The 21,344-nt window shown below is 70.2% G+C and carries 26 protein-coding genes and 1 tRNA gene; 12 read left to right on the plus strand and 15 right to left on the minus strand.

Annotated features, from left to right (window positions below; translation table 11 throughout):
• Positions 1–121: 121 nt before the first annotated feature.
• Positions 122–319, minus strand: a complete 198-nt coding sequence (locus tag IOE58_RS12055; RefSeq protein ID WP_193866627.1) for a hypothetical protein — start codon at positions 317–319, stop codon at positions 122–124.
• 88 nt (positions 320–407) lie between these two features.
• Between IOE58_RS12055 and IOE58_RS12060 the strand changes: the two genes are divergently transcribed.
• Both IOE58_RS12060 and IOE58_RS12065 read left to right on the plus strand, forming a co-directional pair.
• On the plus strand, positions 408–596 hold the full coding sequence (locus IOE58_RS12060) for a hypothetical protein (protein WP_193866628.1): 189 nt from the start codon (positions 408–410) through the stop codon (positions 594–596).
• Positions 597–701: 105 nt separating this feature from the next.
• A complete protein-coding gene (locus tag IOE58_RS12065; protein WP_228019968.1) occupies positions 702–1,439 on the plus strand; it encodes a toll/interleukin-1 receptor domain-containing protein in 738 nt (245 codons plus the stop codon).
• Here the strand turns inward: IOE58_RS12065 and IOE58_RS12070 are convergent, their stop codons facing one another.
• The 4 genes from IOE58_RS12070 to IOE58_RS12085 all read right to left on the minus strand — a co-directional run bounded on the left by IOE58_RS12070 (position 1,440) and on the right by IOE58_RS12085 (position 3,369).
• The gene (locus tag IOE58_RS12070; RefSeq protein ID WP_193866629.1) at positions 1,440–1,904 is read right to left on the minus strand and encodes a hypothetical protein; all 465 of its coding nucleotides are present in this window, start codon (positions 1,902–1,904) and stop codon (positions 1,440–1,442) included.
• A 72-nt stretch (positions 1,905–1,976) separates the two neighbouring features.
• A complete protein-coding gene (locus tag IOE58_RS12075; protein WP_193866630.1) occupies positions 1,977–2,141 on the minus strand; it encodes a hypothetical protein in 165 nt (54 codons plus the stop codon).
• Between the two features lie 282 nt (positions 2,142–2,423).
• Entirely contained in the window at positions 2,424–2,624 is a 201-nt protein-coding gene (locus IOE58_RS12080; RefSeq protein WP_193866631.1) for a hypothetical protein, read from the minus strand.
• Between the two features lie 136 nt (positions 2,625–2,760).
• Positions 2,761–3,369, minus strand: a complete 609-nt coding sequence (locus IOE58_RS12085; RefSeq protein WP_193866632.1) for an HAD-IA family hydrolase — start codon at positions 3,367–3,369, stop codon at positions 2,761–2,763.
• A gap of 46 nt (positions 3,370–3,415) precedes the next feature.
• On the opposite strand from IOE58_RS12085, the gene IOE58_RS12090 reads away from it, so the two are divergent.
• The gene (locus IOE58_RS12090) at positions 3,416–4,219 is read left to right on the plus strand and encodes a TSUP family transporter (RefSeq protein ID WP_193866633.1); all 804 of its coding nucleotides are present in this window, start codon (positions 3,416–3,418) and stop codon (positions 4,217–4,219) included.
• 112 nt (positions 4,220–4,331) lie between these two features.
• Positions 4,332–5,324 carry a PAC2 family protein gene (locus tag IOE58_RS12095; protein ID WP_228019970.1) on the plus strand — a complete coding sequence of 331 codons (993 nt, stop codon included), beginning with the start codon at positions 4,332–4,334 and terminating at the stop codon, positions 5,322–5,324.
• Positions 5,325–5,348: 24 nt separating this feature from the next.
• Here IOE58_RS12095 and IOE58_RS12100 read toward each other — a convergent pair whose 3' ends face one another.
• Positions 5,349–6,134, minus strand: a complete 786-nt coding sequence (locus tag IOE58_RS12100; RefSeq protein ID WP_348981974.1) for a transglutaminase domain-containing protein — start codon at positions 6,132–6,134, stop codon at positions 5,349–5,351.
• A gap of 262 nt (positions 6,135–6,396) precedes the next feature.
• Here IOE58_RS12100 and IOE58_RS12105 point away from each other — a divergent pair, with 262 nt between their 5' ends.
• The 5 genes from IOE58_RS12105 to IOE58_RS12125 all read left to right on the plus strand — a co-directional run bounded on the left by IOE58_RS12105 (position 6,397) and on the right by IOE58_RS12125 (position 11,187).
• Positions 6,397–7,146 carry a TIM barrel protein gene (locus tag IOE58_RS12105; RefSeq protein WP_193866635.1) on the plus strand — a complete coding sequence of 250 codons (750 nt, stop codon included), beginning with the start codon at positions 6,397–6,399 and terminating at the stop codon, positions 7,144–7,146.
• Positions 7,143–8,252, plus strand: a complete 1,110-nt coding sequence (locus tag IOE58_RS12110) for a Gfo/Idh/MocA family protein (protein ID WP_193866636.1) — start codon at positions 7,143–7,145, stop codon at positions 8,250–8,252. Before IOE58_RS12105 ends, IOE58_RS12110 begins: the two co-directional genes overlap by 4 nt.
• 72 nt (positions 8,253–8,324) lie before the next feature.
• Positions 8,325–9,434, plus strand: a complete 1,110-nt coding sequence (locus IOE58_RS12115) for a Gfo/Idh/MocA family protein (protein ID WP_193866677.1) — start codon at positions 8,325–8,327, stop codon at positions 9,432–9,434.
• 30 nt (positions 9,435–9,464) lie between these two features.
• The gene (locus tag IOE58_RS12120; protein WP_193866637.1) at positions 9,465–10,463 is read left to right on the plus strand and encodes a sugar phosphate isomerase/epimerase family protein; all 999 of its coding nucleotides are present in this window, start codon (positions 9,465–9,467) and stop codon (positions 10,461–10,463) included.
• A 79-nt stretch (positions 10,464–10,542) separates the two neighbouring features.
• Entirely contained in the window at positions 10,543–11,187 is a 645-nt protein-coding gene (locus IOE58_RS12125) for a TIGR03085 family metal-binding protein (protein WP_193866638.1), read from the plus strand.
• Between the two features lie 27 nt (positions 11,188–11,214).
• On the opposite strand, the gene IOE58_RS12130 is transcribed toward IOE58_RS12125, so the two are convergent.
• A complete protein-coding gene (locus tag IOE58_RS12130) occupies positions 11,215–12,246 on the minus strand; it encodes a methyltransferase (RefSeq protein WP_193866639.1) in 1,032 nt (343 codons plus the stop codon).
• A gap of 119 nt (positions 12,247–12,365) precedes the next feature.
• Here IOE58_RS12130 and IOE58_RS12135 point away from each other — a divergent pair, with 119 nt between their 5' ends.
• Positions 12,366–13,157, plus strand: a complete 792-nt coding sequence (locus tag IOE58_RS12135; RefSeq protein ID WP_193866640.1) for a ParA family protein — start codon at positions 12,366–12,368, stop codon at positions 13,155–13,157.
• A gap of 92 nt (positions 13,158–13,249) precedes the next feature.
• Here IOE58_RS12135 and IOE58_RS12140 read toward each other — a convergent pair whose 3' ends face one another.
• From IOE58_RS12140 to IOE58_RS12170, 7 genes are all read right to left on the minus strand, one after another.
• Positions 13,250–13,834 carry a MerR family transcriptional regulator gene (locus IOE58_RS12140; protein ID WP_193866641.1) on the minus strand — a complete coding sequence of 195 codons (585 nt, stop codon included), beginning with the start codon at positions 13,832–13,834 and terminating at the stop codon, positions 13,250–13,252.
• A gap of 127 nt (positions 13,835–13,961) precedes the next feature.
• On the minus strand, positions 13,962–14,663 hold the full coding sequence (gene ftsR, locus IOE58_RS14685; protein ID WP_193866642.1) for a transcriptional regulator FtsR: 702 nt from the start codon (positions 14,661–14,663) through the stop codon (positions 13,962–13,964).
• 4 nt (positions 14,664–14,667) lie between these two features.
• Positions 14,668–15,111 carry an FHA domain-containing protein gene (locus IOE58_RS12150; protein WP_193866643.1) on the minus strand — a complete coding sequence of 148 codons (444 nt, stop codon included), beginning with the start codon at positions 15,109–15,111 and terminating at the stop codon, positions 14,668–14,670.
• A gap of 127 nt (positions 15,112–15,238) precedes the next feature.
• Positions 15,239–15,991: a DUF881 domain-containing protein gene (locus IOE58_RS12155; protein WP_193866644.1), complete on the minus strand. Its 753-nt coding sequence runs from the start codon at positions 15,989–15,991 to the stop codon at positions 15,239–15,241.
• Positions 15,988–16,320, minus strand: a complete 333-nt coding sequence (locus IOE58_RS12160; RefSeq protein ID WP_193866645.1) for a small basic family protein — start codon at positions 16,318–16,320, stop codon at positions 15,988–15,990. The genes IOE58_RS12155 and IOE58_RS12160 overlap by 4 nt, the downstream gene beginning before the upstream one ends.
• Positions 16,317–17,321: a DUF881 domain-containing protein gene (locus tag IOE58_RS12165; protein WP_193866646.1), complete on the minus strand. Its 1,005-nt coding sequence runs from the start codon at positions 17,319–17,321 to the stop codon at positions 16,317–16,319. The genes IOE58_RS12160 and IOE58_RS12165 overlap by 4 nt, the downstream gene beginning before the upstream one ends.
• Before the next feature lie 79 nt (positions 17,322–17,400).
• The gene (locus IOE58_RS12170) at positions 17,401–18,102 is read right to left on the minus strand and encodes a hypothetical protein (RefSeq protein WP_193866647.1); all 702 of its coding nucleotides are present in this window, start codon (positions 18,100–18,102) and stop codon (positions 17,401–17,403) included.
• 103 nt (positions 18,103–18,205) lie between these two features.
• Here IOE58_RS12170 and IOE58_RS12175 point away from each other — a divergent pair.
• A tRNA-Pro gene (locus IOE58_RS12175) sits at positions 18,206–18,279 on the plus strand.
• Positions 18,280–18,369: 90 nt separating this feature from the next.
• Here IOE58_RS12175 and IOE58_RS12180 read toward each other — a convergent pair.
• Positions 18,370–18,684: a hypothetical protein gene (locus IOE58_RS12180; RefSeq protein ID WP_348981975.1), complete on the minus strand. Its 315-nt coding sequence runs from the start codon at positions 18,682–18,684 to the stop codon at positions 18,370–18,372.
• A 31-nt stretch (positions 18,685–18,715) separates the two neighbouring features.
• Between IOE58_RS12180 and IOE58_RS12185 the strand changes: the two genes are divergently transcribed.
• Complete coding sequence (locus IOE58_RS12185; protein ID WP_193866649.1) at positions 18,716–21,121, plus strand: exo-alpha-sialidase; 2,406 nt, start codon at positions 18,716–18,718, stop codon at positions 21,119–21,121.
• The last annotated feature ends 223 nt before the right edge of the window (positions 21,122–21,344 follow it).

Raw genomic sequence — 21,344 nt, forward strand, 5'->3', positions numbered from 1 at the left:
ACGTGACCATCACCCTGGCCGGCCAGGACATCACGGCCAAGGCCGAGCTCACCGACGATGCCCGCACCATCCTCAAGGCCCTCAAGATGACTTGACACATGGGTCACTAAAGAGGTCCAACTCAGGACCAAGCGTCAGAGAGCCTTCCCAGGAGGGCTCCGATGTCAGAAGGGAGGGGCTCGCCATACGGGTTCGAGTTCCTGATCCCCTGGATTAAGTTGTTGAAGTTTGGGCTGTCGCCCATCCCGTTGAGTAGCCGGAGCGCGAGGTCGGGGAGGGGGAGATTGCGGATGTCCTCGAACGGGATCGGTGGAGCCATGGACCTCACTGTAGGCCGCTCCTCGGACACCTGTGTGTCTACTCTCGATAGCACCCAGTCACACAAACCCACACCAGGAGGGACCGTCATGACCAAGCACAACCCCAAGGACTCCCTCCAGGCCGATCTGGAGGCGCTCGCTGAAGTCTTCGAGGCCGAGGATCGAGAAGACCGCCGCAAGGACTCCCAGCGCCGCCGTGACGGCCTTCCCGAGCCCGAGCGGGACATCCGGGCCTTCGACGGCTTCGCGGACGGTGGAGCGGCTCCTCGCGGCTGAGGTGCATATCGTCCTCTGTCGACTCATCCCTTCAGTTCTGTCAGTGCTCCTTGTCATGCTGGACTCCACCGATCAGTTAGGAGTCCAAAGGTGCCAACACCACGAATGCCGTCGCAGTCCCAGATCGTGTCCCAGATGCGCGCGGCTCAGCGCAAGGTCGAGCAGCAGATCAAGAGCGAGGTCCGAAAGGCCGAGCAGCAGTTCGAGCGCGACCTGAAGGCTGCGCAGCGCAAGGCTGAGAGCGACGCCAAAGTTCAGCAACGTCGGAACGAGCAGGCCGCTCAGCGCGAGATCGACAAGTGGGTGCGGGACACGAACCGGAAGTTGCAGTCGGCCAGTCGTCCCACAGTCACGTACCGTGCCACGGAGGAGCGCACCTTGGCTTCGGTGGCCACCGAAGCCGAGCGCCAGGCGGCAGCGCATCCCGAGCGTCGCGACGTGTTCCTGTGCCATGCCTGGGGCGACCGGCAGGGAGCGGCGCAAGAACTCCACGACCTCTTGGAGGGGTTCGGGGTGAAGGTGTGGTTCTCGGAGAAGGACGTTGCCCTGGGTACTTCCTTGGTGCGAGAGATCGACAAGGGTCTGCGCATGTCACACATCGGCATCGTGCTGGCCACCCCGAACCTTGTGAAGAGCCTCGCCGCCGAGGGCATCGCGGACAAGGAGTTGTCGGCGCTGCTCGCCACAGACCGGGTGATTCCGGTCGTCCACGGCATCACCTACGAGGAACTCCGTGAGGAGAGCCCGCTGCTGGCGTCCCGGTCTGGACTGAGCACCGGGGAGGACACGCTGGAGCAGGTGGCGGTGAAGATCGCCAACGCGGTGCGCCCTGAGGCGAACTGATCAGCCGCTCTCGACCCAGCGCCTGACGGCTTCATCACCATCGGCGTAGAGCACCTCGTTGCCCTTCCGGCTCGCGTTCTCCATGACCTGCGTCGCTTCGCGGAGCGAGTTCAGGTCGTAGTAGTTGCGGACGTAGCCAAGGTCGTCACTGCGACGACGATACAACCCGTGCAGTACCGGGAGGGCGTGCAGGACATCGTTGCGGACCACCAATGCCTCTTCGGCCAGAGCGATGAAGTCCTCGATCCCCTCCACGGTGGGAGGCGACGTGCGCAACTTCTCCAGCAACCTGCCCAGAGGGTCCTTGTACAGGTCCCCGGACTCGAAACCTGAGTGCACCCGCAGGAGATCGAAAGCGATGCCGGACAGCCCGGCAGCCGCGTAGGTAGCCCTCCCGAGTTCAAGAAGCCAGTCGGTGTGCTCAGGATGCCTTGGGCCTCCGGGGTACTCCGCGTCGGTGCTCATGCGTCCATTCTTGCCGGGCTGTCCACAACCCCACAGGTTCGGTTTGGCCCATCCGGAGTCGCTGAGAGTCCGTCAACGACCACTGACCCACGCCTCCTCCAGCAGCACGCTCGCCACGGCGTACTCGCAGCGGCCCCGGTCGAGGTCGGGGACGAGGTGGGTGAGGCTGTCCGTCGCGCGCTCGGCTGCCTCGAAGACGGTGGAGATCAGGGTCTGCTGCTTGGTCGCTCTCGTCATGCGCCTGGACTGTAGCCAGGTTCTTTGGCCTTGCGCAGCGATGCTAGGTCATGCACCTTGCTTCTCTAGTAACGTCCATGCTGGAGTTTAGGTGATGAAGCGCAGGCGGGTTCGGATTGTGCCAACTGCCTGCGAATCCAGTTTCTTGATCATTTCTCGCAACTACTTGGCACTTGCCCTAGGCGCTGGTGACAGATACGGGTCTACCTGACACACAGCGCCCGCCAGCGCGTGGACGATCTCCTGGCGCGTCGGGCCACAGGATGTCCCGAGTGCCGCGGGTCATGCGCCGTCAGGCTCCGCCGGAACCCGCTTGCTGGGATCGACGACGCCATCCCCGTCGACGTTGCACGCATCGCCGGTCAGCAGAGCCGCCCAGAACGGTGCGATCACATCCCGGTTGGCGGTGTCCAAGGCCAGCTCGAGCATCGCCGGGGCCCACGGGTCCGCTTCCCCGCCCGCCTTCTCGGCGAGCTCGCTCATGCGGCGGCCCATTCGCAGATCGCGCTTGGTCACTCCCCTAACCGCGACTGTCCTGTGATCGTCGTCATAGCCGAACGGTGCCACTGGTCGCCGCGGTTCGGGGGGGATTCCTGCCGGTGTCGATGGGCTCCAGCCCTCACACGGGCAGCTCGCTGAGCGACTCGATCCTCCTCATCCCCGGCGCCCCCAGGGGGATTCCCGGGGTGGTGAGCAGATAGGCGCAGATGCCGGCTGCCTCGGCGGCTTCCACATCGGCGGGCCGGTCCCCCACTGCGAGGCAGTTCTGCGCGGTCAGGTCGTTGCGCTCCAGCAGGGCCCGGTGCATCGCCGGATCGGGCTTGCGGGGGAAGCCGTCCGGGGCGCACACCATGTCATCGATCTCCAGGCCCAGGGACTCCACCAGCACCGTCGCGCTGTCGCGGTCGCGGTGGGTGGCCACCAGGTTCACACCGCCGGCCGCGCGCACGGCATCCATGACCTCCAGCACGCCGTCCATGAGCGGCGGTGCCTGCCGCTCCCACCGGTCCTTCAGTGCGTTGTAGGCGGAGCGCAGCGTCTCCTCCGGCACGTCGTAGCGACCGGCCAGCGTGCTCATCGCGCGGGAGCTGGAGACCCTGGTCAGCCGGGCCACCTCCATCAGGGCGTCGTCGTCCACCTCAGCGTGGACCGCGGCCGCGAGGGCGCGGTCCACGTCCGGATAGGTGTCCACCAGCGTTCCACCCATGTCCCAGATCACCGAGGTCATGGCACCAGTGTGGCAGGCACCGCCGCCCGCGGTGTTCACTTGACGGGTGCCCCTGCTCGACCAGCTCACCCAGCTCACCGCCCTCACCCTCGTGCTGCTGATCGGTGCCGCGTTCCTCGCCGGCTGGGTGGATGCCGTCGTCGGCGGCGGCGGTCTCATCCAGCTGCCCGCCCTGCTGACCGGCCTGCCCGGGGACACCTCCACCGCCACAGTGCTGGGCACCAACAAGCTGGCCAGCGCCGCCGGTACCGCGGTCTCCGCGGCCACCTACGTACGGCGCGTGATGCCCGTGGCCGCGACCACGATCCCCCTGGTCCTGTGCGCGCTGGCCGGCAGCGCCGCAGGTGCGGCCCTGGCCTCGCTGATCCCCCGCGCCTGGATGTCCCCCATCGTGCTGGTGGCCCTCATCGGCGTGGGCACCTACACGCTGCTGCGACCCGCCATGGGGCTCGTCCACGAGCCCCGCCATCGGGGGCGCTCCCACGTGCTGCGGGCCGGTGCGATCGGCAGCGCGGTGGGCTTCTACGACGGGATCCTGGGGCCCGGCACCGGCAGCTTCTTCATCATCGCGATGGTGGTGGTGCTCGGTTACGGATTCCTCGAGGCCAGCGTGCACGCCAAGCTCGCCAACCTCACCACCAACATCGGTGCCCTGCTGGTGTTCGGCCTGCAGGGCCAGGTGTGGTGGATCCTGGGAGCGGTGATGGCGCTGGCCAACATCACCGGCGGCTACCTCGGGGCACGCCTCGCGCTGAGGCTCGGATCACGGTTCGTCCGCGTGGTGTTCCTGATCGTGATCGCCGTGCTCGCCGCGCGCCTGGCGGTGGACTCCCTCGCTCTGCTGCGGTGACGCCCCCGCCGACGCGGGGGTGATCACCGCCACGGAATAATCCGCCACCGCGACTGGTTGGAACGTAGGTCATCCCCGCGCCCGCCCGGTGCACGCATCACAGGAGGCCCTGATGGATCCCACGAGCCTGTTCAGCTACGAGCGACACATCGACTCGCGCAGCCTGCAGGGCCGCACCCTGCTGGTCACCCTCGGTGCCTTCAGCGACGCCGGCAGCGCGCAGGCGGTGATCGACGACCACCTGCTGAACTCCCTGCCCAGCCGCGTGGTGGGCAGGCTCGACATGGACCAGGTGTACGACTACGCCGGCCGCCGCCCCGAGGTCACCCTGGAGCTGGACCACTTCGAGGACTACGAGCGCCCCGAGATCCTGCTGCACGAGGTCACCGACATCGACGGCGAGCAGTTCTTCCTGCTCACCGGCCCCGAGCCCTCCTTCCAGTGGGAGCGAGTGGCCACCGCCCTGCGGATCGTCGTGGACCAGCTGGGCATCGAGCGCACCCTGCTGCTGCAGAGCTTCCCGGCACCGGTCCCCCACACCCGCGAGCTGCCGGTGACCCGCTTCGCCGGCAGCCCCGACTCCATCAGCGTGCGCCGAACCATGCCCGGCACGTTCCGCCTGCGCGCGCCGTTCACCGCCCTGCTCACCATGCGCCTGGCCGACGCCGGTCACGAGGTGGTGGGCCTGGTGGCGCACGTCCCGCAGTACCTGCACGAGATCGCCTACCCCGACGCCGCGATGGCGCTGCTGCGCGCGGTGGGCGAGGAGGCCGGCCCCACCGTTCCCTACGGAGCGCTGGAGTCGCAGGCCGAGCCCGTGCGGCAGTCCATCGCCGCCCAGGTGGAGGCCGCCCCGCAGCTGCAGGAGATGGTGGCGAGCCTGGAGAAGCAGTTCGATCGGGCCATCACCGCCGGTGCCGGCGAGGAAGTCCCCACCGGTGAGGACCTGGCCGCCGAGTTCGAGCAGTACCTGGCCGGGCTCGACGAGTCCGGTGACGACCGGGACCGCGAGCAGCCGGAGCAGCCCGGCCGGCCCACCGACGCCGACGGCCGGCCCGACGACGAGCCGGGCGAGGACACCCCCGAGGGCCCGACCCCGGCCTGATCTGGTCAGTGCCGGTCAGGCCGATCAGCGCAGCTGGACGGTCTGCTCCCAGTTCTCCTCCGGCAGGCCCGGGTTCGCGACCGCGTTGACGCGGATCCCCGTCAGCTTCAGCCTGCCCGCCAGCGTGGTCATGAAGGCCGTGTCGGCCGCATCCTGACCGGTGGCGATGCGCACCATGGAGGCGCGCGGCGCCAGGTGGGTCGCATCGACCACCACCCACTGCTCATCCACCAGCGCCTCCACGGCCAGGTGGAAGTCCATCGGGGACAGGCCCGGGGCGTAGGCGGACACGCAGCGCGAGGGGATCCCACCGGCCCGCAGCAGCGTCGAGGTCAGGTGCGCGTAGTCCCGGCACACGCCCTGCCGCGCCACGTAGGTGCTGCGCGCGGAGTCGGTGACGGTGCTGGAGCCGGGCACGTAGTCCAGGTGCTGGTGCACCCAGGCCACCACCGCGTGGACCGCGGCCATCCCGGTGCGATCCCCCACCACCTCGGCGGCAACCTTGGTGAACTCGTCCACCTCGCAGTAGCGGGAGGGCCGCAGGTGCGAGGCCGCATCGGTGGGCTCCACGGTGGGCGGCTCCGCCTGCCCCACTCCGGTGGCCCTGTACCGCAGGCGCACCGTGCCCTCCGGCAGGTCCTTCAGCAGGTGCATGCGGTTGCCGAACCGGTCCCGGGTCTCCTCCACCAGGACGTCCCGGCCACCGATGGTCACCTCGAGCGTCTCCTGCTCGATGGGGGCAGCGGAGACGGCGAACAGCAGCGCCACCTCCGTCCCGTCGATCACGTCGAAGGTCAGGGCTGCGCTCACGTCTCGTTCCACCCCCTCAGTGTGCGCCATCCCCAGTCCTGTGCGCGCCCCGGCGAGTGGTCGTACTGGCAGGTATGCAGATCCGGGCAGGCGAGCAGATCCGTGAGGTGATCGACCTCGCCCAGGCCCGTCCATGGGGTCGGCTCCCGTGGGCGCGGCCGCCCGGATGTGACGAGTCCTGAAGGCTTTTGCCGGACCCCAGTTCAGAGCCATAGGGTTGTGTGATCCAGTTGACACCCCCCGGCTTCGAGGAGTCGCCCCCGTGGACATCTCCGTCCAGCTGTACAGCATCCGCCAGCACTTGACCGATGACCCCACCGCCGCCCTGGCCCGCCTGGCCGAGATCGGCTTCACCCAGGTGGAGCCCTTCGCTCTCATGGACCATGTCGAGATGCTGCGCGAGCAGCTGCCGATGCACGGCCTGACCGCCCCTTCCACCCATGCCTCCCTGGTGACCAGTGAGGACCCGGCACGCGTGTTCGAGGCCGCCGCCTCCCTCGGCGTGCGCACCGTGATCGACCCGTACGTGGACCGTGAGAAGTGGAACCAGGTCCCCGACATCAAGGCCACCGCTGACCGCCTCAACGAACTGGCCGGCATCGCCGCCGAGCACGGCGTGAACGTCGGCTACCACAACCACGACTTCGAGGCCCGCCCGATCTTCGAGGGCCGTTGCGGCCTGGAGGTCCTCGCCGACCACCTCGACCCCCGCGTGGTCCTTGAGCTGGACACCTTCTGGTGCGCTGTGGGCGGCACCGACCCGGCCGAGCTGCTGGGCCGGCTGGGACAGCGCGTCCAGCTGCTGCACCTGAAGGACGGGCCCTTCGAGGGCTCCACCGCCGATCAGCAGCCCCTGGGTCAGGGCGACATGGACGTTCCCTCCGTTCTCGCCGCCGCGGACTGGATCCAGACCGGCGTGATCGAGTTCGACGACTACAGCGGTGACGTGCTCGAGGCCATCGCCCGCTCCTACGCCCAGCTCGGCGAATTCCAGCGAGGTGGCGCCCGATGACCACCCCCACCGGACCCGTCGGCGTCGGCATCATCGGTGCCGGCGTGATCGCCGCCCAGTACCTCACCCAGCTCGCCACCTTCCCCGACGTCGAGGTGCGCGCCATCGGCGATCTGAGGGCAGAGGCCTCCGCTGCTCGCGCCGAGGAGTACGGCATCCCCCACCACGGCGGGGTGGAGACCGTGCTGGACGATCCGGACGTCGAGATCGTCATCAACCTGACCATCCCGGCCGCCCACCACGCGGTCTCCAGCTCCATCCTCGAGGCCGGCAAGCACGTGTGGAGCGAGAAGCCGCTGACCACCAACCGTGAGGACGCCGCCGCCCTGCTGCGCCAGGCCTCCGAGACGGGCCTGCGGGTCGGGTGCGCCCCCGACACCGTGCTCGGTGCCGGCGTGCAGACCGCCCTGCGCACCTTGGCCTCCGGCGTGGTCGGCGAGCCCCGCTCCGCGGTGGCGCGCTTCCGCTCCCCCGGCCCCGAGTCCTGGCACCCCAACCCAGACTTCCTGTTCCAGGCCGGCGCGGGACCGCTCTACGACATCGGCCCGTACTACCTCACCGCCCTGGTGATGGCCTACGGCCCCGTCTCCTCCGTCAGCGCCGTCGGCTCCCGCGCCAGCGAGACCCGCACCATCGGCTCCGGGCCCCGCGCCGGGGAGTCCTTCGAGGTGGAGGTCCCCACCCACGTCAACGGCGTGCTGCGCTTTGCGAGCGGCACCACCGGCTCGGTCGAGTTCTCCTTCGACGACCCGATCGGGCGGCCGCCGGTGCTGGAGCTGACCGGTTCCACCGGCACCATCGCCCTGCCGGATCCGAACGTGTTCGAGGGCCCCACCCTGGTCGCCCAGCGCGGCGACGAGGACTGGACCGAGCACGAGGCCACCGGTGCGGTGACCGGGCGCGGCCTGGGCGTGCTGGAGATGGCCCGCGCCATTCGCGCAGGCCGCCCCCACCGCCTCACGGGGGAGCTGGCCGACCACGTCCTGGACATCATGATCAGCCTGGACGAGGCCACCGGCACCACCTCCGGCGTGGACCTGGCCTCCACCGTCAGCGCCCCGGCGCTGCTGGACGAGGACTTCGACCCCCTCGCCGCGACGCTCTGATCGACACGACCCCGAGGAGAAATCCCCGTGAACAGTCCCACCGTCCCCACCGACCGCCCACTGGGGGTGGCCATGATCGGCTACGCCTTCATGGGGCGGGCCCACTCCCAGGCATGGCGCACCGTCGGTGCTGCTTTCGATGTGCCCGAGGTGGCTCGCAGGGTCATCGTCGGCCGTGACGAGCAGGCCGTGGCCGAGGCCGCCCAGCAGCTGGGCTGGCAGGAGCACGCCACCGATTGGCGCGAGGTCATCGCCCGCGACGACATCGACATCGTGGACATCTGCACGCCCGGCTTCCTCCACGCCGAGATCGCGATCGCGGCGCTCGAGGCCGGCAAGCACGTGCTGTGCGAGAAGCCCCTGGCCAACGACACCGCCGAGGCCGAAGCCATGGTCGAGGCGGCCGAGGCCGCGAAGGCCCGTGGTCAGGTCGCGGCCCTGGGCTTCACCTACCGTCGGGTCCCCGCCCTGGCGCTGGCCAGGCAGCTGGTGGCCGACGGGCGCCTGGGCAGCATCCGCCAGGTGCGCGCCTCCTACCTCCAGGACTGGCTGGTCGACGAGGACGCCCCGATGACCTGGCGCCTGCGCAAGGAGACCGCCGGCTCGGGAGCGCTGGGGGACATCGGCTCCCACGCGATCGACCAGATCCAGCACCTGACCGGGCAGCGCACCACCGCGGTGCGCGGCCGGCTGGCGACCATGATCCCGCAGCGGCAGGGCGAGGACGGCATGGAGCAGGTGACCGTCGATGACGCCGCCTGGGCCACCCTCGAGCTGGACGGAGGCGCGTTCGGCTCGGTGGAGGTCTCCCGGGTCGCCAACGGCGCGAAGAACCAGTTGCGCATCGAGCTGTTCGGCACGGAGGGCGCTCTGCGCTTCGAGCTCGAGAACCCCAACGAGCTGTGGTTCCTGGACTCCACCGCCCCCATCGCCGAGCAGGGCTTCACCCGCATCCTGGTCACCGAGCCGGAGCACCCCTACCTCGAGGCCTGGTGGCCGCAGGGGCACGTGCTGGGCTGGGAGAACGCCTTCACGAACCAGGCCCGTGACCTGCTGGTGGCGATCCGGGACGGCGAGGCCGCCACCTACGCCCCCGACTTCGCCGACGGGCTCGCGCTGCAGCGCGTGCTCGATGCGGTGATCGCCTCCGATGCGGCCGACGGCGCCACCATCCCCCTCTGACAGAGCCCTCTACCCGAAGGAGAAGCAGCTATGGCACAGCACACCCTGTTCACCGGCCAGTGGGCCGATCTCACCCTCGACGAGGTCGCCGCGCTCGCGGCCGGCTGGGGGTACGACGGCCTGGAGATCGCGATCTCCGGGGAGCACCTGGACGCCTCCCGCTGGGACGACGAGGACTACGTCGCCGAGCGTCTGGGAATCCTTAAGAAGCACGGCCTGAAGTGCTGGGCGATCTCCCACCACCTGGGGGGTCAGGCGATCTGCGATGACCCGATCGACTTCCGCCACCAGGCGATCCTGCCCCAGCGCATCTGGGGCGACGGCGACCCCGAGGGCGTGCGCCAGCGTGCCGCCGAGGACATGAAGGACGCCGCCCGGTTGGCACAGAAGATGGGCGTGAAGACCGTCATCGGCTTCACCGGCTCCAAGATCTGGCAGTACGTGGCCATGTTCCCGCCGGTCGGGCAGGACGTCATCGACGCCGGCTACCAGGACTTCGCCGACCGCTGGAACCCGATCCTGGACGTGTTCGACGAGTGCGGGGTGCGGTTCGCCCATGAGGTGCACCCCTCCGAGATCGCCTACGACTACTGGACCACCAAGCGCACTCTGGAGGCCATCGGGAACCGGGAGGCGTTCGGACTGAACTGGGACCCCTCCCACTTCATGTGGCAGGAGATCGACCCGGTCTCCTTCATCACCGACTTCGCCGACCGCATCTACCACGTGGACTGCAAGGACATCCGGGTGCGCACCACCGGTCGCAACACCCGCCTGGGCTCGCACCTGCCGTGGGGCGACCCGCGCCGCGGCTGGGACTTCGTGTCCTTCGGCCGCGGTGACGTTCCGTGGGACGCCTGCTTCCGGGCGCTGCGCTCCATCGGCTACGACGGCCCCATCTCCATCGAGTGGGAGGACGCCGGGATGGACCGCCTGCACGGTGCGAAGGAGGCCCTGGAGCACCTGCGCACCCTGGACTACCCCGTCTCCGAGACGTCCTTCGACGACGCCTTCAGCAACCAGAGCTGACAGTCGGAGCCGGCAGGGCGGTCACTCCCCCACCGCCGTATCAGGTGACGGCGCAGGGGCTGTCTCTAGGATGGGTGACATGAGCGACACATCAGCAGCCTCCCTGGTCCAGCGTGAGCGAGCTGCCCTCGCCGATCTCCTTGATGCCGGTGGCCCCGCGGCGCCGACGGTCCTTCCCGGATGGGACGCCTCCGATCTGCTCGAGCACCTGTTGCTGCGTGAGCAGCGCCCCGATCTGATGATCGGTCCGAAGCTTCCGGTCGCGCCCGTGGCCCGCAAGGCCCAGGAGGGCCTGGACGCGCTGCGTGCACTGCCCTGGGCACAGCGGGTGGAGAAGTTCCGCTCCGGCCCGCAGAAGCTCTCCCCCGTGCGGGTGCTGGACGGGCTGATGAACACGGCGGAGTACTTCATCCACCTCGAGGACCTGCGCCGCGCTCGCCCCGACTGGGAGCCGCGCGAGCTCGCCACCTCCGACCAGGCCCAGCTCTGGTCCGGCCTGCGCCGCATGGCCCGCCTGCTGGTGAAGGCCGACGTGGAGGTGACCCTGATATCCCCCCACGGCTCGGTGCGCATCCCCACCAGGAACGCCCGTGGCGCGGTGAGCGTCCACGGCCGGCCCTCCGAGCTGCTGCTGTGGGCGTTCGGCCGGGAGCACGCTCAGGTGAGCCTGCAGGGCGAGGACTCCGCGCTGCAGGCGTTGGAGGGCGCCCGGCGAGGGTTCTGAGCGAGAGCCCTGCCGCTGCCGGCCGTCTCAGCGGCGCAGCAGGAACAGGCGCGGGTGGTGACCCTTCTGGAAGAAGCGGTGCTCCCGTTCCAGCCGCCAGGCGCCGGGCTCGTCCACCTGCGCCTGGAGCACCTGCTTCATCCGGCGGATCTCATGGGTGAGCACTCCCAGGCGGGCGGAGGGCGCAGCGAGGGCGGCGGCGCGGCGCAGCAGGTCCGCGTGCAGCTGCTCGTTGGTGGCATGCTCACCGTGCAGGGTGCCCCATGGCGGGTTGGTGAGGATCCGGGTGAAGCCCGCCTCCACGGGGGCCGTGAGCACATCGCCGGTGATCCAGTCGATGCGGCCCTTGCGCCGGGCAGCACGTTGATGCGCACGGGCGGCCTCGATCGCCATGGGATCCAGGTCCACGCCCACGGCACGGGCCGGGGCGACCTCGTGCAGCTGCTCCACCAGGAAGGTCCCGGATCCACAGGTCATGTCGAGCAGCTCGTCGCCTGCACCGATCACCATCTGGTCCAGGACGGTGGCCGCGATGGTGGCGTTGACGGCGCCGGGGTAGTTCACCGTGCGCCACGGCCGGGCGGAGAGAGGCCGTGGTGTGGTGCGCAGCAGCAGCTGCCAGGACTCCCCCGCGCCCGCTGCGCCACGGCGCACCCGCAGCAGCAGATCGCCCTCCTCGTCCACGGGCACCCGGGCAAGCTCCGCCACGGCCTCGGCGATGCGCTGCATCTCGGTGCTGTCGGCTCCCGCTGCGGCGAGCCGCAGGCCGGTGAAGCGCTGCCGGGGGCGCTGGCGGCCGAGGTCCTCGATCAGGGCCGACACCTGCTGCAGCACGGAGGTCTCCAGCAGCTCGCGGGGACGGCGCGCCGGGACGGTCACCGTGGTGTACGCGGCGACCACGCGCCGCAGCCCCCGTACGGCGTCCAGATCTGCGGTGGCCAGGACCAGCTCCGTGGGCGAGACCGTGCCCACGGCCCCGAGCTGTTCGGCCTCGGCGCGGGCACTGGCCGCGCAGCCCTCGAGCAGCTCGAGGACCAGCTGATGCTCGATCTGGGGCATGGGGTCTCCTGGGACAGTGGGGTGGAGGTGGGCACGCAGCGCTCGGGGTGACGCGGTCGTAGCAGGCTATCGCCTGGTCTGCGCTGGAGCAGTGCCGGGTGATCGGTAGACTGCGGGGCGTGTTCATCGTGAGTGTGTGTTCCCTCAAGGGCGGGGTCGGCAAGACCTCTGTCACCCTGGGCCTGGCGTCCGCTGCTCTCCACCAGGGCGTCAACACGCTGGTGATCGACCTGGATCCTCAGGGGGACACCACGCTGGGCCTGCTGGGCGAGCCGGCCACCGGCCCGGACGTCGCCGAGGTGCTCTCCTCGCCTCGCACCGAGACCGTGGATCGGGCGATCCGCCCCACCCCGTGGTCGAAGGACGAGCGCTCCCATCTCGACGTGATCCCCGGTTCAGCACGCTCTTCGGTGATGGACTCCCCCGCCCCGGCACCCCGGGACCTGCGGCGCCTGCGAGATGCACTGGACAGGCGCACCCACCAGTACGACCTGGTGCTGATCGACTGCCCGCCCTCGCTGAACGGACTCACCCAGACGGCCCTGGCCGCCTCGGACCGCTCCCTGGTGGTGGCCGAGCCCGGCTTCTTCGCCGTCACCGCCGCCGATCGCGCTCTGAAGCTCTCGGCTGAGATGCGCGAGGAGGATCTTGCGCCCCGGCTGATCCCCCTGGGCCTGGTGGTCAACCGGTACCGCCCGCGCTCGGTGGAGCACCAGTACCGCCTGGCGGAGCTGCGCGACCTGTTCGGCGACAAGGTGCTGGAGCCGGTGATCGAGGAGCGCGTGGGCCTGCAGCAGGCGCAGGGCGGCGCCGTGCCCCTGCACCGCTACGAGGGCGCTTCCGGCAAGCGCCTCACGGAGGACTTCGATGCCCTGCTGCGCACGGTGATGGACTCCCGCCAGCTCTCCTGAGCGCGCCGGCACGGACCGCCGCCCACCGTGCAGCCGCACAGAAACGGCGAGCCCCCTTCCCCGGGGCTCGCCGTTCTTCGTGGTGCGGGGGCTCAGCCGGCCTGGCGGGCGCGGCGGCGGGCCGCCAGCTCGTCCTGCAGGGCCAGGGTGGCGTCATCGGCCGGGTCGACGCTGGGCAGCACGGCCAGCTCGGTCTCGACCTCGCGCCACACGCGACCCACGGCGATGCCGAACACGCCCTGGCCGCCCTGGACCAGGTCGAAGACGTCCTCGGCGGAGGTGCACTCGTACACCGAGGCACCATCGCTCATCAGGGTGATCTGGGCGAGATCGTCGATGCCGCGCTCGCGCAGGGCGGCGACGGCAACGCGGATCTGCTGGAGGGAGACACCGGTGTCCAGGAGGCGCTTGACCACTTTCAGCACCAGTACGTCGCGGAAGCCGTACAGGCGCTGGCTGCCGGAGCCGGACGCGGCGCGCACCGACGGCTCGACCAGCCCGGTGCGGGCCCAGTAGTCCAGCTGGCGGTAGGTGATGCCGGCGGCCTTGCAGGCGGCGGGACCGCGGTAGCCGAGCTCACCGGGCGTGTCGACGACCTCGTCGAACAGGACGCCCTGCGCAGGCTCGGCAGGCACGGTGGATTGAGCGGTGCGATCGTCGCCGCGACTGGCGTTCACATTGACCTCCGGGATCCGGCTCCTGACGGGGAAGGAGAGGAGCTCCCCGTCAGCGTAGCGCCTTCGGGCGTCCCACCGACAGCAACTCGCCGGTTCCAGGTCACGGCTCGGTGACGGTCCGACGTGCTCAGCGGCCCCGCAGCTTCGACCGCAGCAGTGCGCTGTGCAGGCCGATCATGGATTCGCCGAGGTCCCGTGCGAGATCCTCCGCGCCCCCGCGGGCGGCCGGGTCGCCGGGCCTCGACAGGGGGCGCGCGATGGAGTTGATCATGTGCGCCTCCCTCTCGGCGGAGGTGCGCAGCATCACCAGGTGCCGCGGATGCAGGCCCACATCGGCCAGGCGCCGGGCGGCGGTGGTGATCTCCAGCTCCGCGGCGCCGTAGAACAGCAGCCCGTCGGCCAGCAGACCGTACTGCTCCAGCTCGGTGAGGAACTCCTCGTCGACCCGGGCCTGCTCCGCGAGCCCCCGGCGGTCCAGGCGCACCGCCTGGATCTGTGCACTGGGGCCGGGCCTGGAGGCGATCGAGGTCACCGTGGAGCTGGCCGCAGCGTCGACACCGTGCTCGAGCAGGTGCTCCTTGATCACCTTCAGCGGCCAGAAGCGGTCCCGCTGGGCGCGCAGCACGAACAGCAGGCGGTCCACGTCCGCCCGGGAGTACTTGCGGTAGCCGGACGCGGTGCGCTCCGGCTCGATCAGGCCCTCCGCCTCGAGGTAGTGGAGCTTGGAGTGCGCCAGGTCCGGGAACTCGTCGCGCAGCAGATCGAGGACCTGGCCGATGCTCAGCCGTGCGGCCCCCGAGCTCGGCCTGCGCGATGCGGAGGCCGGCACCGGGTCAGCCCTTCCCGTGGAACGGGTGGTAGGTCAGGCGGTACTTGCCGATCTGGACGTCCTGACCGGGCTCGAGGTGGGCCTCGTCCACTCGCTCACGAGCCACGTACGTGCCGTTGAGGGAGCCCAGGTCCCGTACCAGGAAGCCGGCGCCGTCCCGCACGAAGGCGGCGTGCTTGCGGGAGACGGTGACGTCGTCCAGGAAGATCTCGCTGTTGGGGTGGCGGCCGGCGATGGTGGTCTCGGAGTCCAGCAGGAAGCGGGCACCCATGTTCGGGCCCTTGCGGACGATCAGCAGGGCGCTGTCCGGGGGCAGGTTGTCGATCGCCGCGCGATCCTGGGACGTGATGCCGGCATCGCCGTCGTCAGCCGGATCGACGGGCGAGATCGCACTCAGCTGCGACGTGTGATCCAGATTCGTGTCGTTCCATTCGGTATTGTCCGACATCGCGCACCCCTTCCCTGATCAGCGGTCTGCCCGGGGACGGTACTGGCACCGGGCGCCGCCCATCAATCTTCGCACGACACCGGGGGTGGGGCGAGCAGAATCCGCCGTCACCGCCAGGATTTGACGATCACTTGACCACCTGGGAATGCGTGGGTTCTGCCAGCTCGCGCACCGCGTCGATCCGCATCTCGTCCTCCGCGCGAACGGTGAAGGTGCCCCCCGCGGAGGAGACGGAGTCCGCAGCCCCGCCGGGGATCTTCAGGGCGGGCTCCATGACGGTCGGGTCGCCGATGGCGCGGATGACGTAGGGCGAGGGGATCTCGGTGCCGTCCACGACGATGCCGCCGTCGGCCCCGGCGGTGATGGAGGTGGAGGCGATCACCCGCACCGGCCCGATCTGCAGCACCTCCGCACCCGCGTTGCGCAGCTCCTGCACGACGCCGAGCACGATCCCGGTGGAGACGCTGCCGGCGGGATCGGAGATGGTGACGTGCAGGCCGCGGCCCTCCGCGGGCACGGTACCGGCCAGGATCTCCAGGTCCTCAAGGCGCTCGGCGGCGGCGCTCTGCGCGGCGGCATCGTCCTCCTGTCCCGCTTCCAGGGAGGCCAGTGTGCGGTCCAGCTCAGCGTTCTCGTCCTCCAGTGAGTCGACGTGGCGACCGGACTCGTCCAGCAGGCGCAGCAGCTCCTGCTGGGAGGCGCCCTGCAGTGAGTCCTCCTCGCGCTGGCCCACCTGCACCGCGATCGACAGCCCCAGCAGGAAGCACAGCAGGCCCACGATCAGCTGGGAGAGGGTGGCCCGCGGGGCGAGGGTGCCGCGCAGGTTGCGCCAGGCCCGGCGCTGCTGGCCGTGGGACTCGGGGATGCGGGTGCCGGTCATGACCGCAGCAGGCGGCGCCGGATGGCTGCCGCGTTGGAGAAGATGCGGATGCCCAGCACCACGATCACGGCGGTGGACAGCTGTGCCCCCACGCCCAGCTGGTCCCCCAGGAACACCAGGAACGCTGCGATCAGCACGTTGAACAGGAACGAGGTGATGAACACGTGGGAGTCGAAGGCGCCGTCGAGGGCTGCGCGCAGACCACCGGCGAGAGTGTCCAGGGCCGCCACCACGGCGATCGGCAGGTAGGGCTGCAGGAACACGGGCACGTCGGGCTGGAGCACCACCCCGATGATCACGCCCAGCAGCAGGCCGATGATGGCGATCATGGGTTCTCCCCCTCGGAGTCGTCGGTGGATGGGCTGCCCTCGGGCACGGCGCCGCGCTCGGGCTCCACACCGGAGGCCTCCCGCAGCGTCGCCGCGGTGCGGGCAGGGACGGTGAGCTCCTCCCCCGCCTCCCAGGACAGGCGGATGCCGAACCGCGTGGACAGGCCACTGAGGTAGGTGCCGTCCTGGCTCTGCTCGAACCCGGAGCGCAGCTCGGCGCTGTCGCCAAGCGCGGTGACCTGGTAGGGCGGTGAGAGGGGCCGGAAGTCCACCAGCACGGCATCGCCCGCGCGGCGGATGGCGCTGGTGGAGGTGATGCGCTGGCCGTTGATGGAGACGGCCTCGGCGCCAGCGGCCCACAGGCCGTTCACCGCGATCTGCAGGTCGCCGTCGGTGACGCGGTTGACCACACCTCCGGTGGTGCCCGGCTCGGCGGGCAGCGGTGCGGAGTCATCGACGGTGAACACCACGCCCGGTCCGGTCATGGGGACTGCGCCGGTGGCGCGCTCATAGGCGGCCAGGCGATCACCGGCGCCAGCATCCCCGCTCTCGAGCACCTGCTGCTGGAGCTCGGCGATCCTCTCGATGGGCTCGTCGCGATGGGTCTCGAGGTCATCGGCCTCGCTGCGCGACTCGATCACGCGCTGCTGGAGCTGGGCGCGGGGGCTGTCCTCCCCGGAGGCGGCCTCGCGCAGATTCGTCACCGAGACCGCGAACACGAAGCCGAGCACCACCGCCGCGATCGCTGTCAGCGTGCGCGTGGTGGGGGTGTCGACGAGCTCCTCGTCCTCGTGGCTGTCCTCGGTGCCGCGCAGGGCGTCGACGTCGAGCGGGTTGGAGGTGAGGGCGCGCAGCAGCGACATCGGTGAGTACGGGGTCTCACCGTGCGGGGTCATGGGCCGTTCGCGCCGATCACCGGTGGAGGCCGCGGCGACCTCCGGCTGCTCGGGCGGCTCCGGCGGCACTCCCCCAGCGGGCGTGTCGGACTGCTCGGCATGCATACCTGCACACTAGCCCCCGGGGTGGTCGCAACAGCGGTCCCACGCAGGCGGGGCGAGCATCGCAGGTCCCGGGAGTCGATCAGACGCGCGGCACCTTCAGATCGTCATCGGGAAGGGAGCTCAGGTCGAGCCTGCCGGCGTCGGGAGTGCCGGGCGCGCGGGCCAACAGCACGAAGCGACTCGCGGTCGCCTCCAGCGGGCCGTCCTCGAAGCGCGCGGCGAACCGCGCCAGGGCATCCTCGAGACCGGGAGCGTCCGGGTGCGGTGTGGGCAGCCACGGCATGCGGGCCGCGTAGCGCAGCAGCGCCTCGGGCTCCTCGAAGGTGTAGTGCCCGCGGTGCGCGTCGGCCCGCTCGATGGTGAGACCGGAGCGCACCAGTGCGTTCTCCATCTCCATCAGCGACACGGTGGGAGCGGCGGGCTGGGACGAGGGGCCGCTGAGCGCGCAGAGCTCCTCGCGCACCTCGGCGAGGTCGTCGCTGCCGGCCTGCTCGGTCAGGAAGGTGCCGTCGGGCTGCAGCAGGGAGGCGATCTCACCGGCGTCGATCCCACGGAAGCGGCTCACCACCAGGTCATAGGTGCCGGCGCTGGCATCGGGGAGATCGTCCCCCAGGTCCAGCACGCTGTCGGCGACCTGGCTGAGGTTGTCGACCAGCACCTCGAAGCGCCACGGGGCCTCGTGCTCGGTGAAGCCGGCGATCTCGGGCGCGGAGTGGTCCTTCGCCTGGGCCTCCTCGGCCACCACGCGACTCCACTGCTGCAGACGATCCTTATCGACCATGCTCCGCCTTCCGTAGGGTGCCGCAGGTCACGGTGCTCTCGATTCGCTCCCCGCCGTTCCTGCAGGGTACTATCGACGTCGGCCCTCCCGCCGTGGAGGGTTTCGGGCTGTGGCGCAGCTTGGTAGCGCACTTGACTGGGGGTCAAGGGGTCGCAGGTTCAAATCCTGTCAGCCCGACCGAAGAAGTAGCAGGCCACGGGCACTTTCCAGAATCTGGGAGGTGCCCGTTGGCATTCCCCCGCACGCTCGGTCGCACGACGGTTGTCCTCACACGCGAAGGGGCACCATGACCGGCCCCAGCAACGCCGCCCCGGCAGCGATCACCGCCTGGGCGTGGCGCAGTGTCGGGGTGATGAACACGCCGCTCTCGCCGTCCTTCCCGATGCCGATGGTCGGCACGTCCACGCGGGTCGAGACCAGCTGCACGTCCGCGAGCCCCTGAGCGCACACGGCGAGGGCCTCGCCCTCGGTGACGGCGGCGGCCACTAGCGCCATGGTCTCCGGGTGGCGCAGGGGCTCCCCCGGGTAGGCCCGGCAGGAGGCGATCAGTCCGCCGCGCAGCGGTTCGGTGAGCGAGTGCACGAGAGGTCCTTCCGGTCTGGGAGGATCAGGCATGGTCCACGCCGAGGAACCCGGAGCCTTCGAGGAGCAGCGCATCGCACTGGGAGGTGACGGTGCGTTCCCCAACTACCGCATCCCCGCGATCATCCAGCTGGAGGGCGGCGACCTGCTCGCCTCCTACGACGGTCGGCCCACCGGGATCGACGCCCCCGGCCCGAACTCCATCCTGCAGCGCCGCTCCACCGACGGCGGGAGGACCTGGGGAGAGCAGACGGTTGTCGCCCAAGGAGAGGACGGGGCCCAGAAGATCGGGTACTCCGATCCCTCCTACGTGTACGACCGCGAGACCGGGACTCTGTTCAACTTCCACGTGTTCTCCAAGGACACCGGGTTCTGGAACAGCGCCTATGGCAACGACGACGCCGACCGCTCGGTGATGAGCGCCTCCGTCTCGATCTCCACCGACGGCGGGCACACCTGGACCAAGGAATCGGTCACCGAGGTGGTCAAGCCCCCGGAGGTGCGCGCCACCTTCGCCACCTCCGGCCACGGCATCCAGATCCGCCACGGCGAGCACGCCGGCCGCCTGGTCCTGCAGTACGCCGGCGCGTTCTCGGACGGCACCGTGAAGGCCTACTCGGTCTATTCCGACGACCACGGGCAGACCTGGCAGATGGGCACACCCGTCGGCACCAACATGGACGAGAACAAGGTGGTGGAGCTCTCCGACGGCACCTTGATGCTGAACTCGCGCATGCACTCCGGCGGCAGCGCTCGGTACGTCGCCTACTCCTCCGACGGCGGCGAGACCTGGTCCGAGCCCGAGGTGGACCACACGCTCACCGATCCCCGCAACAACGCCGCGATCATACCCATGAACCCCAATGCCACGGCCGGCAGCCCCGAGGCCAAGGAGCTGCTGTTCTCCAACGCGAACAGCACCACCGGGCGTCAGAACGGGACCGTGCGCTACTCGTGCGATGACGGCGCCACCTGGCCGGTGGCGAAGGTGTTCCAGTCCGGTGCGACCTCGTACTCGGATCTGGTCGCGCTGCAGGACGGCACCTTCGGAGTGCTGTACGAAGCGGCGAACAGCGAGATCCGCTACGGCGCCTTCGACAAGGCGTGGCTGAACCCGTTCTGCGCGGCATTCTCCCCCGCCGCGGCCGGCCTCGATGCCGGCCAGAGCACCGAGCTGGAATTCACCGTGCGCAACGATGATCAGGTGGCGCTGCCCGCCTGCACCGCCACCGCGTCCTTCCCGGCTGGATGGACCGCCAAGACCGTCGAGCTGCCTGCCCTGGATCCCGGCGAGTCCATCCAGCTGCGCATCCCGGTGACCGCCCCGGCCTTCGCCCAGGTGGGGGTCACCCGTGGTGAGATCCAGGTGAGCGCGGGCAGCTACGCACTGCGCGGCGATGCGGAGATCACCGTGGAGCAGGGGCCCCCGGCCATGCTGGGCGCCCAGATCACCGGTGAGCGCAATGATGCCGGGCGCGATCTCGCCGCCGATCCGTACGGCGAGGGCGATCAGGTGCCGTACCGCTTCCGTGTGCAATCCACCTCGAACGTCTCGCAGACGGTCACGCCGGTGTCCGGGAACCTCACCCCGTTCGTGCCGCCGGAGCCCGGCAACTGCCGCTGGCGGAACCTGCCGGCCGGTGACGGCTACGACTGCCTCACCCCTCGCCACCTGGTCACCGCTGAGGAGGCGGCCGACGGGTTCTTCGTCCCCGACACCAGCTGGGAGCTGACCGGTGGTGGTCTGGATGCCGAGACCGTGCGCGTGGTCGGCGAGGAGGTGGACCTGCGGGAGCGCACCCCCGAGGTGGCCCTGGAGCGCTCCGTGACCCGCACCGTGGAGGTGGACGGAGACGGGACCGACTCGGTGGGCGACTCCATCGAGTACGCCGTGACGGCCACGAACACGGGAAACGTGCGCCTGACCGGACTCACCGGCGCGGTCCACGCCGAGCAGCTGGCCACGGAGGAGACGGCTGCCGCGACCGGCACCTACACCCTGACCGAGGCCGACGTGGTCGCAGGCACGGCCACCCTCCCGTCGCTCACCGTGACCGCCGTCAACGGCGGGCTCGAGGCGACCGCCTCCGTCGATGCGCAGCCGGTGCCGCTGGAGGTCGCAGCGCCCGCAGAGCCGAAGCCGGAGCTGTCCCTGACCGGCACTGTGCACCCCTCGATCCGGGGAACGGACCAGGGCGACCTCGAGCTGCCCGGTGGGAAGGTCGAGCGCGGCTCCACGGTCCGGATCGCTGGTCTGGAGCCCGGCGCCTGGTACGGCACCACTCTTGCCGGCACCCAGCTGGGCGATTGGCAGCAGGCCGATGCCAGCGGCTCGATCGCCGTCGCCCTCCCCGATACGCGGGGCGGGGCCGACACGTTCGCGGTGCATGCTGCCGACGGTTCGGTGCTGGGCTGGTCGCTCGTGAAGCTGCGCTGACGGGTCCACCCAGCAGTCCCGCTGGGCCGGGGCGTTCCCGTGGGAACGCCCCGGCCCTTCTCCGTCCCCGCGCGGGAGGCGCACACCGGGTGGGAGGGTGACCTCCCTGTGCCGTGGGCACCGTGCGCAGGATCCTCCAGGACCAAGGAGCCTCCGCGTCACCGGTGGCGATCGATGCGATCACAGCGACCTCCGAGACCGCGAGCGCCGCCGCGGGGAACAG

Source organism: Brachybacterium epidermidis (assembly GCF_015209585.1).
In the GTDB taxonomy this organism is placed as follows: domain Bacteria; phylum Actinomycetota; class Actinomycetes; order Actinomycetales; family Dermabacteraceae; genus Brachybacterium; species Brachybacterium epidermidis.

What these genes read in the sequence shown, in the direction of transcription:
- IOE58_RS12185 (WP_193866649.1), top strand. Translation starts at nt 18,716, where the DNA reads ATGGTCCACGCCGAGGAACCCGGAGCCTTCGAGGAGCAGCGCATCGCA.
- IOE58_RS12165 (WP_193866646.1), bottom strand. Translation starts at nt 17,321, where the DNA reads ATGCATGCCGAGCAGTCCGACACGCCCGCTGGGGGAGTGCCGCCGGAG.
- IOE58_RS12115 (WP_193866677.1), top strand. Translation starts at nt 8,325, where the DNA reads ATGATCGGCTACGCCTTCATGGGGCGGGCCCACTCCCAGGCATGGCGC.
- IOE58_RS12130 (WP_193866639.1), bottom strand. Translation starts at nt 12,246, where the DNA reads ATGCCCCAGATCGAGCATCAGCTGGTCCTCGAGCTGCTCGAGGGCTGC.
- IOE58_RS12085 (WP_193866632.1), bottom strand. Translation starts at nt 3,369, where the DNA reads ATGACCTCGGTGATCTGGGACATGGGTGGAACGCTGGTGGACACCTAT.
- IOE58_RS12070 (WP_193866629.1), bottom strand. Translation starts at nt 1,904, where the DNA reads ATGAGCACCGACGCGGAGTACCCCGGAGGCCCAAGGCATCCTGAGCAC.
- IOE58_RS12075 (WP_193866630.1), bottom strand. Translation starts at nt 2,141, where the DNA reads ATGACGAGAGCGACCAAGCAGCAGACCCTGATCTCCACCGTCTTCGAG.
- IOE58_RS12155 (WP_193866644.1), bottom strand. Translation starts at nt 15,991, where the DNA reads ATGACCGGCACCCGCATCCCCGAGTCCCACGGCCAGCAGCGCCGGGCC.
- IOE58_RS12125 (WP_193866638.1), top strand. Translation starts at nt 10,543, where the DNA reads ATGAGCGACACATCAGCAGCCTCCCTGGTCCAGCGTGAGCGAGCTGCC.
- IOE58_RS12065 (WP_228019968.1), top strand. Translation starts at nt 702, where the DNA reads ATGCCGTCGCAGTCCCAGATCGTGTCCCAGATGCGCGCGGCTCAGCGC.
- IOE58_RS12150 (WP_193866643.1), bottom strand. Translation starts at nt 15,111, where the DNA reads ATGTCGGACAATACCGAATGGAACGACACGAATCTGGATCACACGTCG.
- IOE58_RS12110 (WP_193866636.1), top strand. Translation starts at nt 7,143, where the DNA reads ATGACCACCCCCACCGGACCCGTCGGCGTCGGCATCATCGGTGCCGGC.
- IOE58_RS12120 (WP_193866637.1), top strand. Translation starts at nt 9,465, where the DNA reads ATGGCACAGCACACCCTGTTCACCGGCCAGTGGGCCGATCTCACCCTC.
- IOE58_RS12055 (WP_193866627.1), bottom strand. Translation starts at nt 319, where the DNA reads ATGGCTCCACCGATCCCGTTCGAGGACATCCGCAATCTCCCCCTCCCC.
- IOE58_RS12170 (WP_193866647.1), bottom strand. Translation starts at nt 18,102, where the DNA reads ATGGTCGATAAGGATCGTCTGCAGCAGTGGAGTCGCGTGGTGGCCGAG.
- IOE58_RS12060 (WP_193866628.1), top strand. Translation starts at nt 408, where the DNA reads ATGACCAAGCACAACCCCAAGGACTCCCTCCAGGCCGATCTGGAGGCG.
- IOE58_RS12095 (WP_228019970.1), top strand. Translation starts at nt 4,332, where the DNA reads ATGGATCCCACGAGCCTGTTCAGCTACGAGCGACACATCGACTCGCGC.
- IOE58_RS12160 (WP_193866645.1), bottom strand. Translation starts at nt 16,320, where the DNA reads ATGATCGCCATCATCGGCCTGCTGCTGGGCGTGATCATCGGGGTGGTG.
- IOE58_RS12080 (WP_193866631.1), bottom strand. Translation starts at nt 2,624, where the DNA reads ATGAGCGAGCTCGCCGAGAAGGCGGGCGGGGAAGCGGACCCGTGGGCC.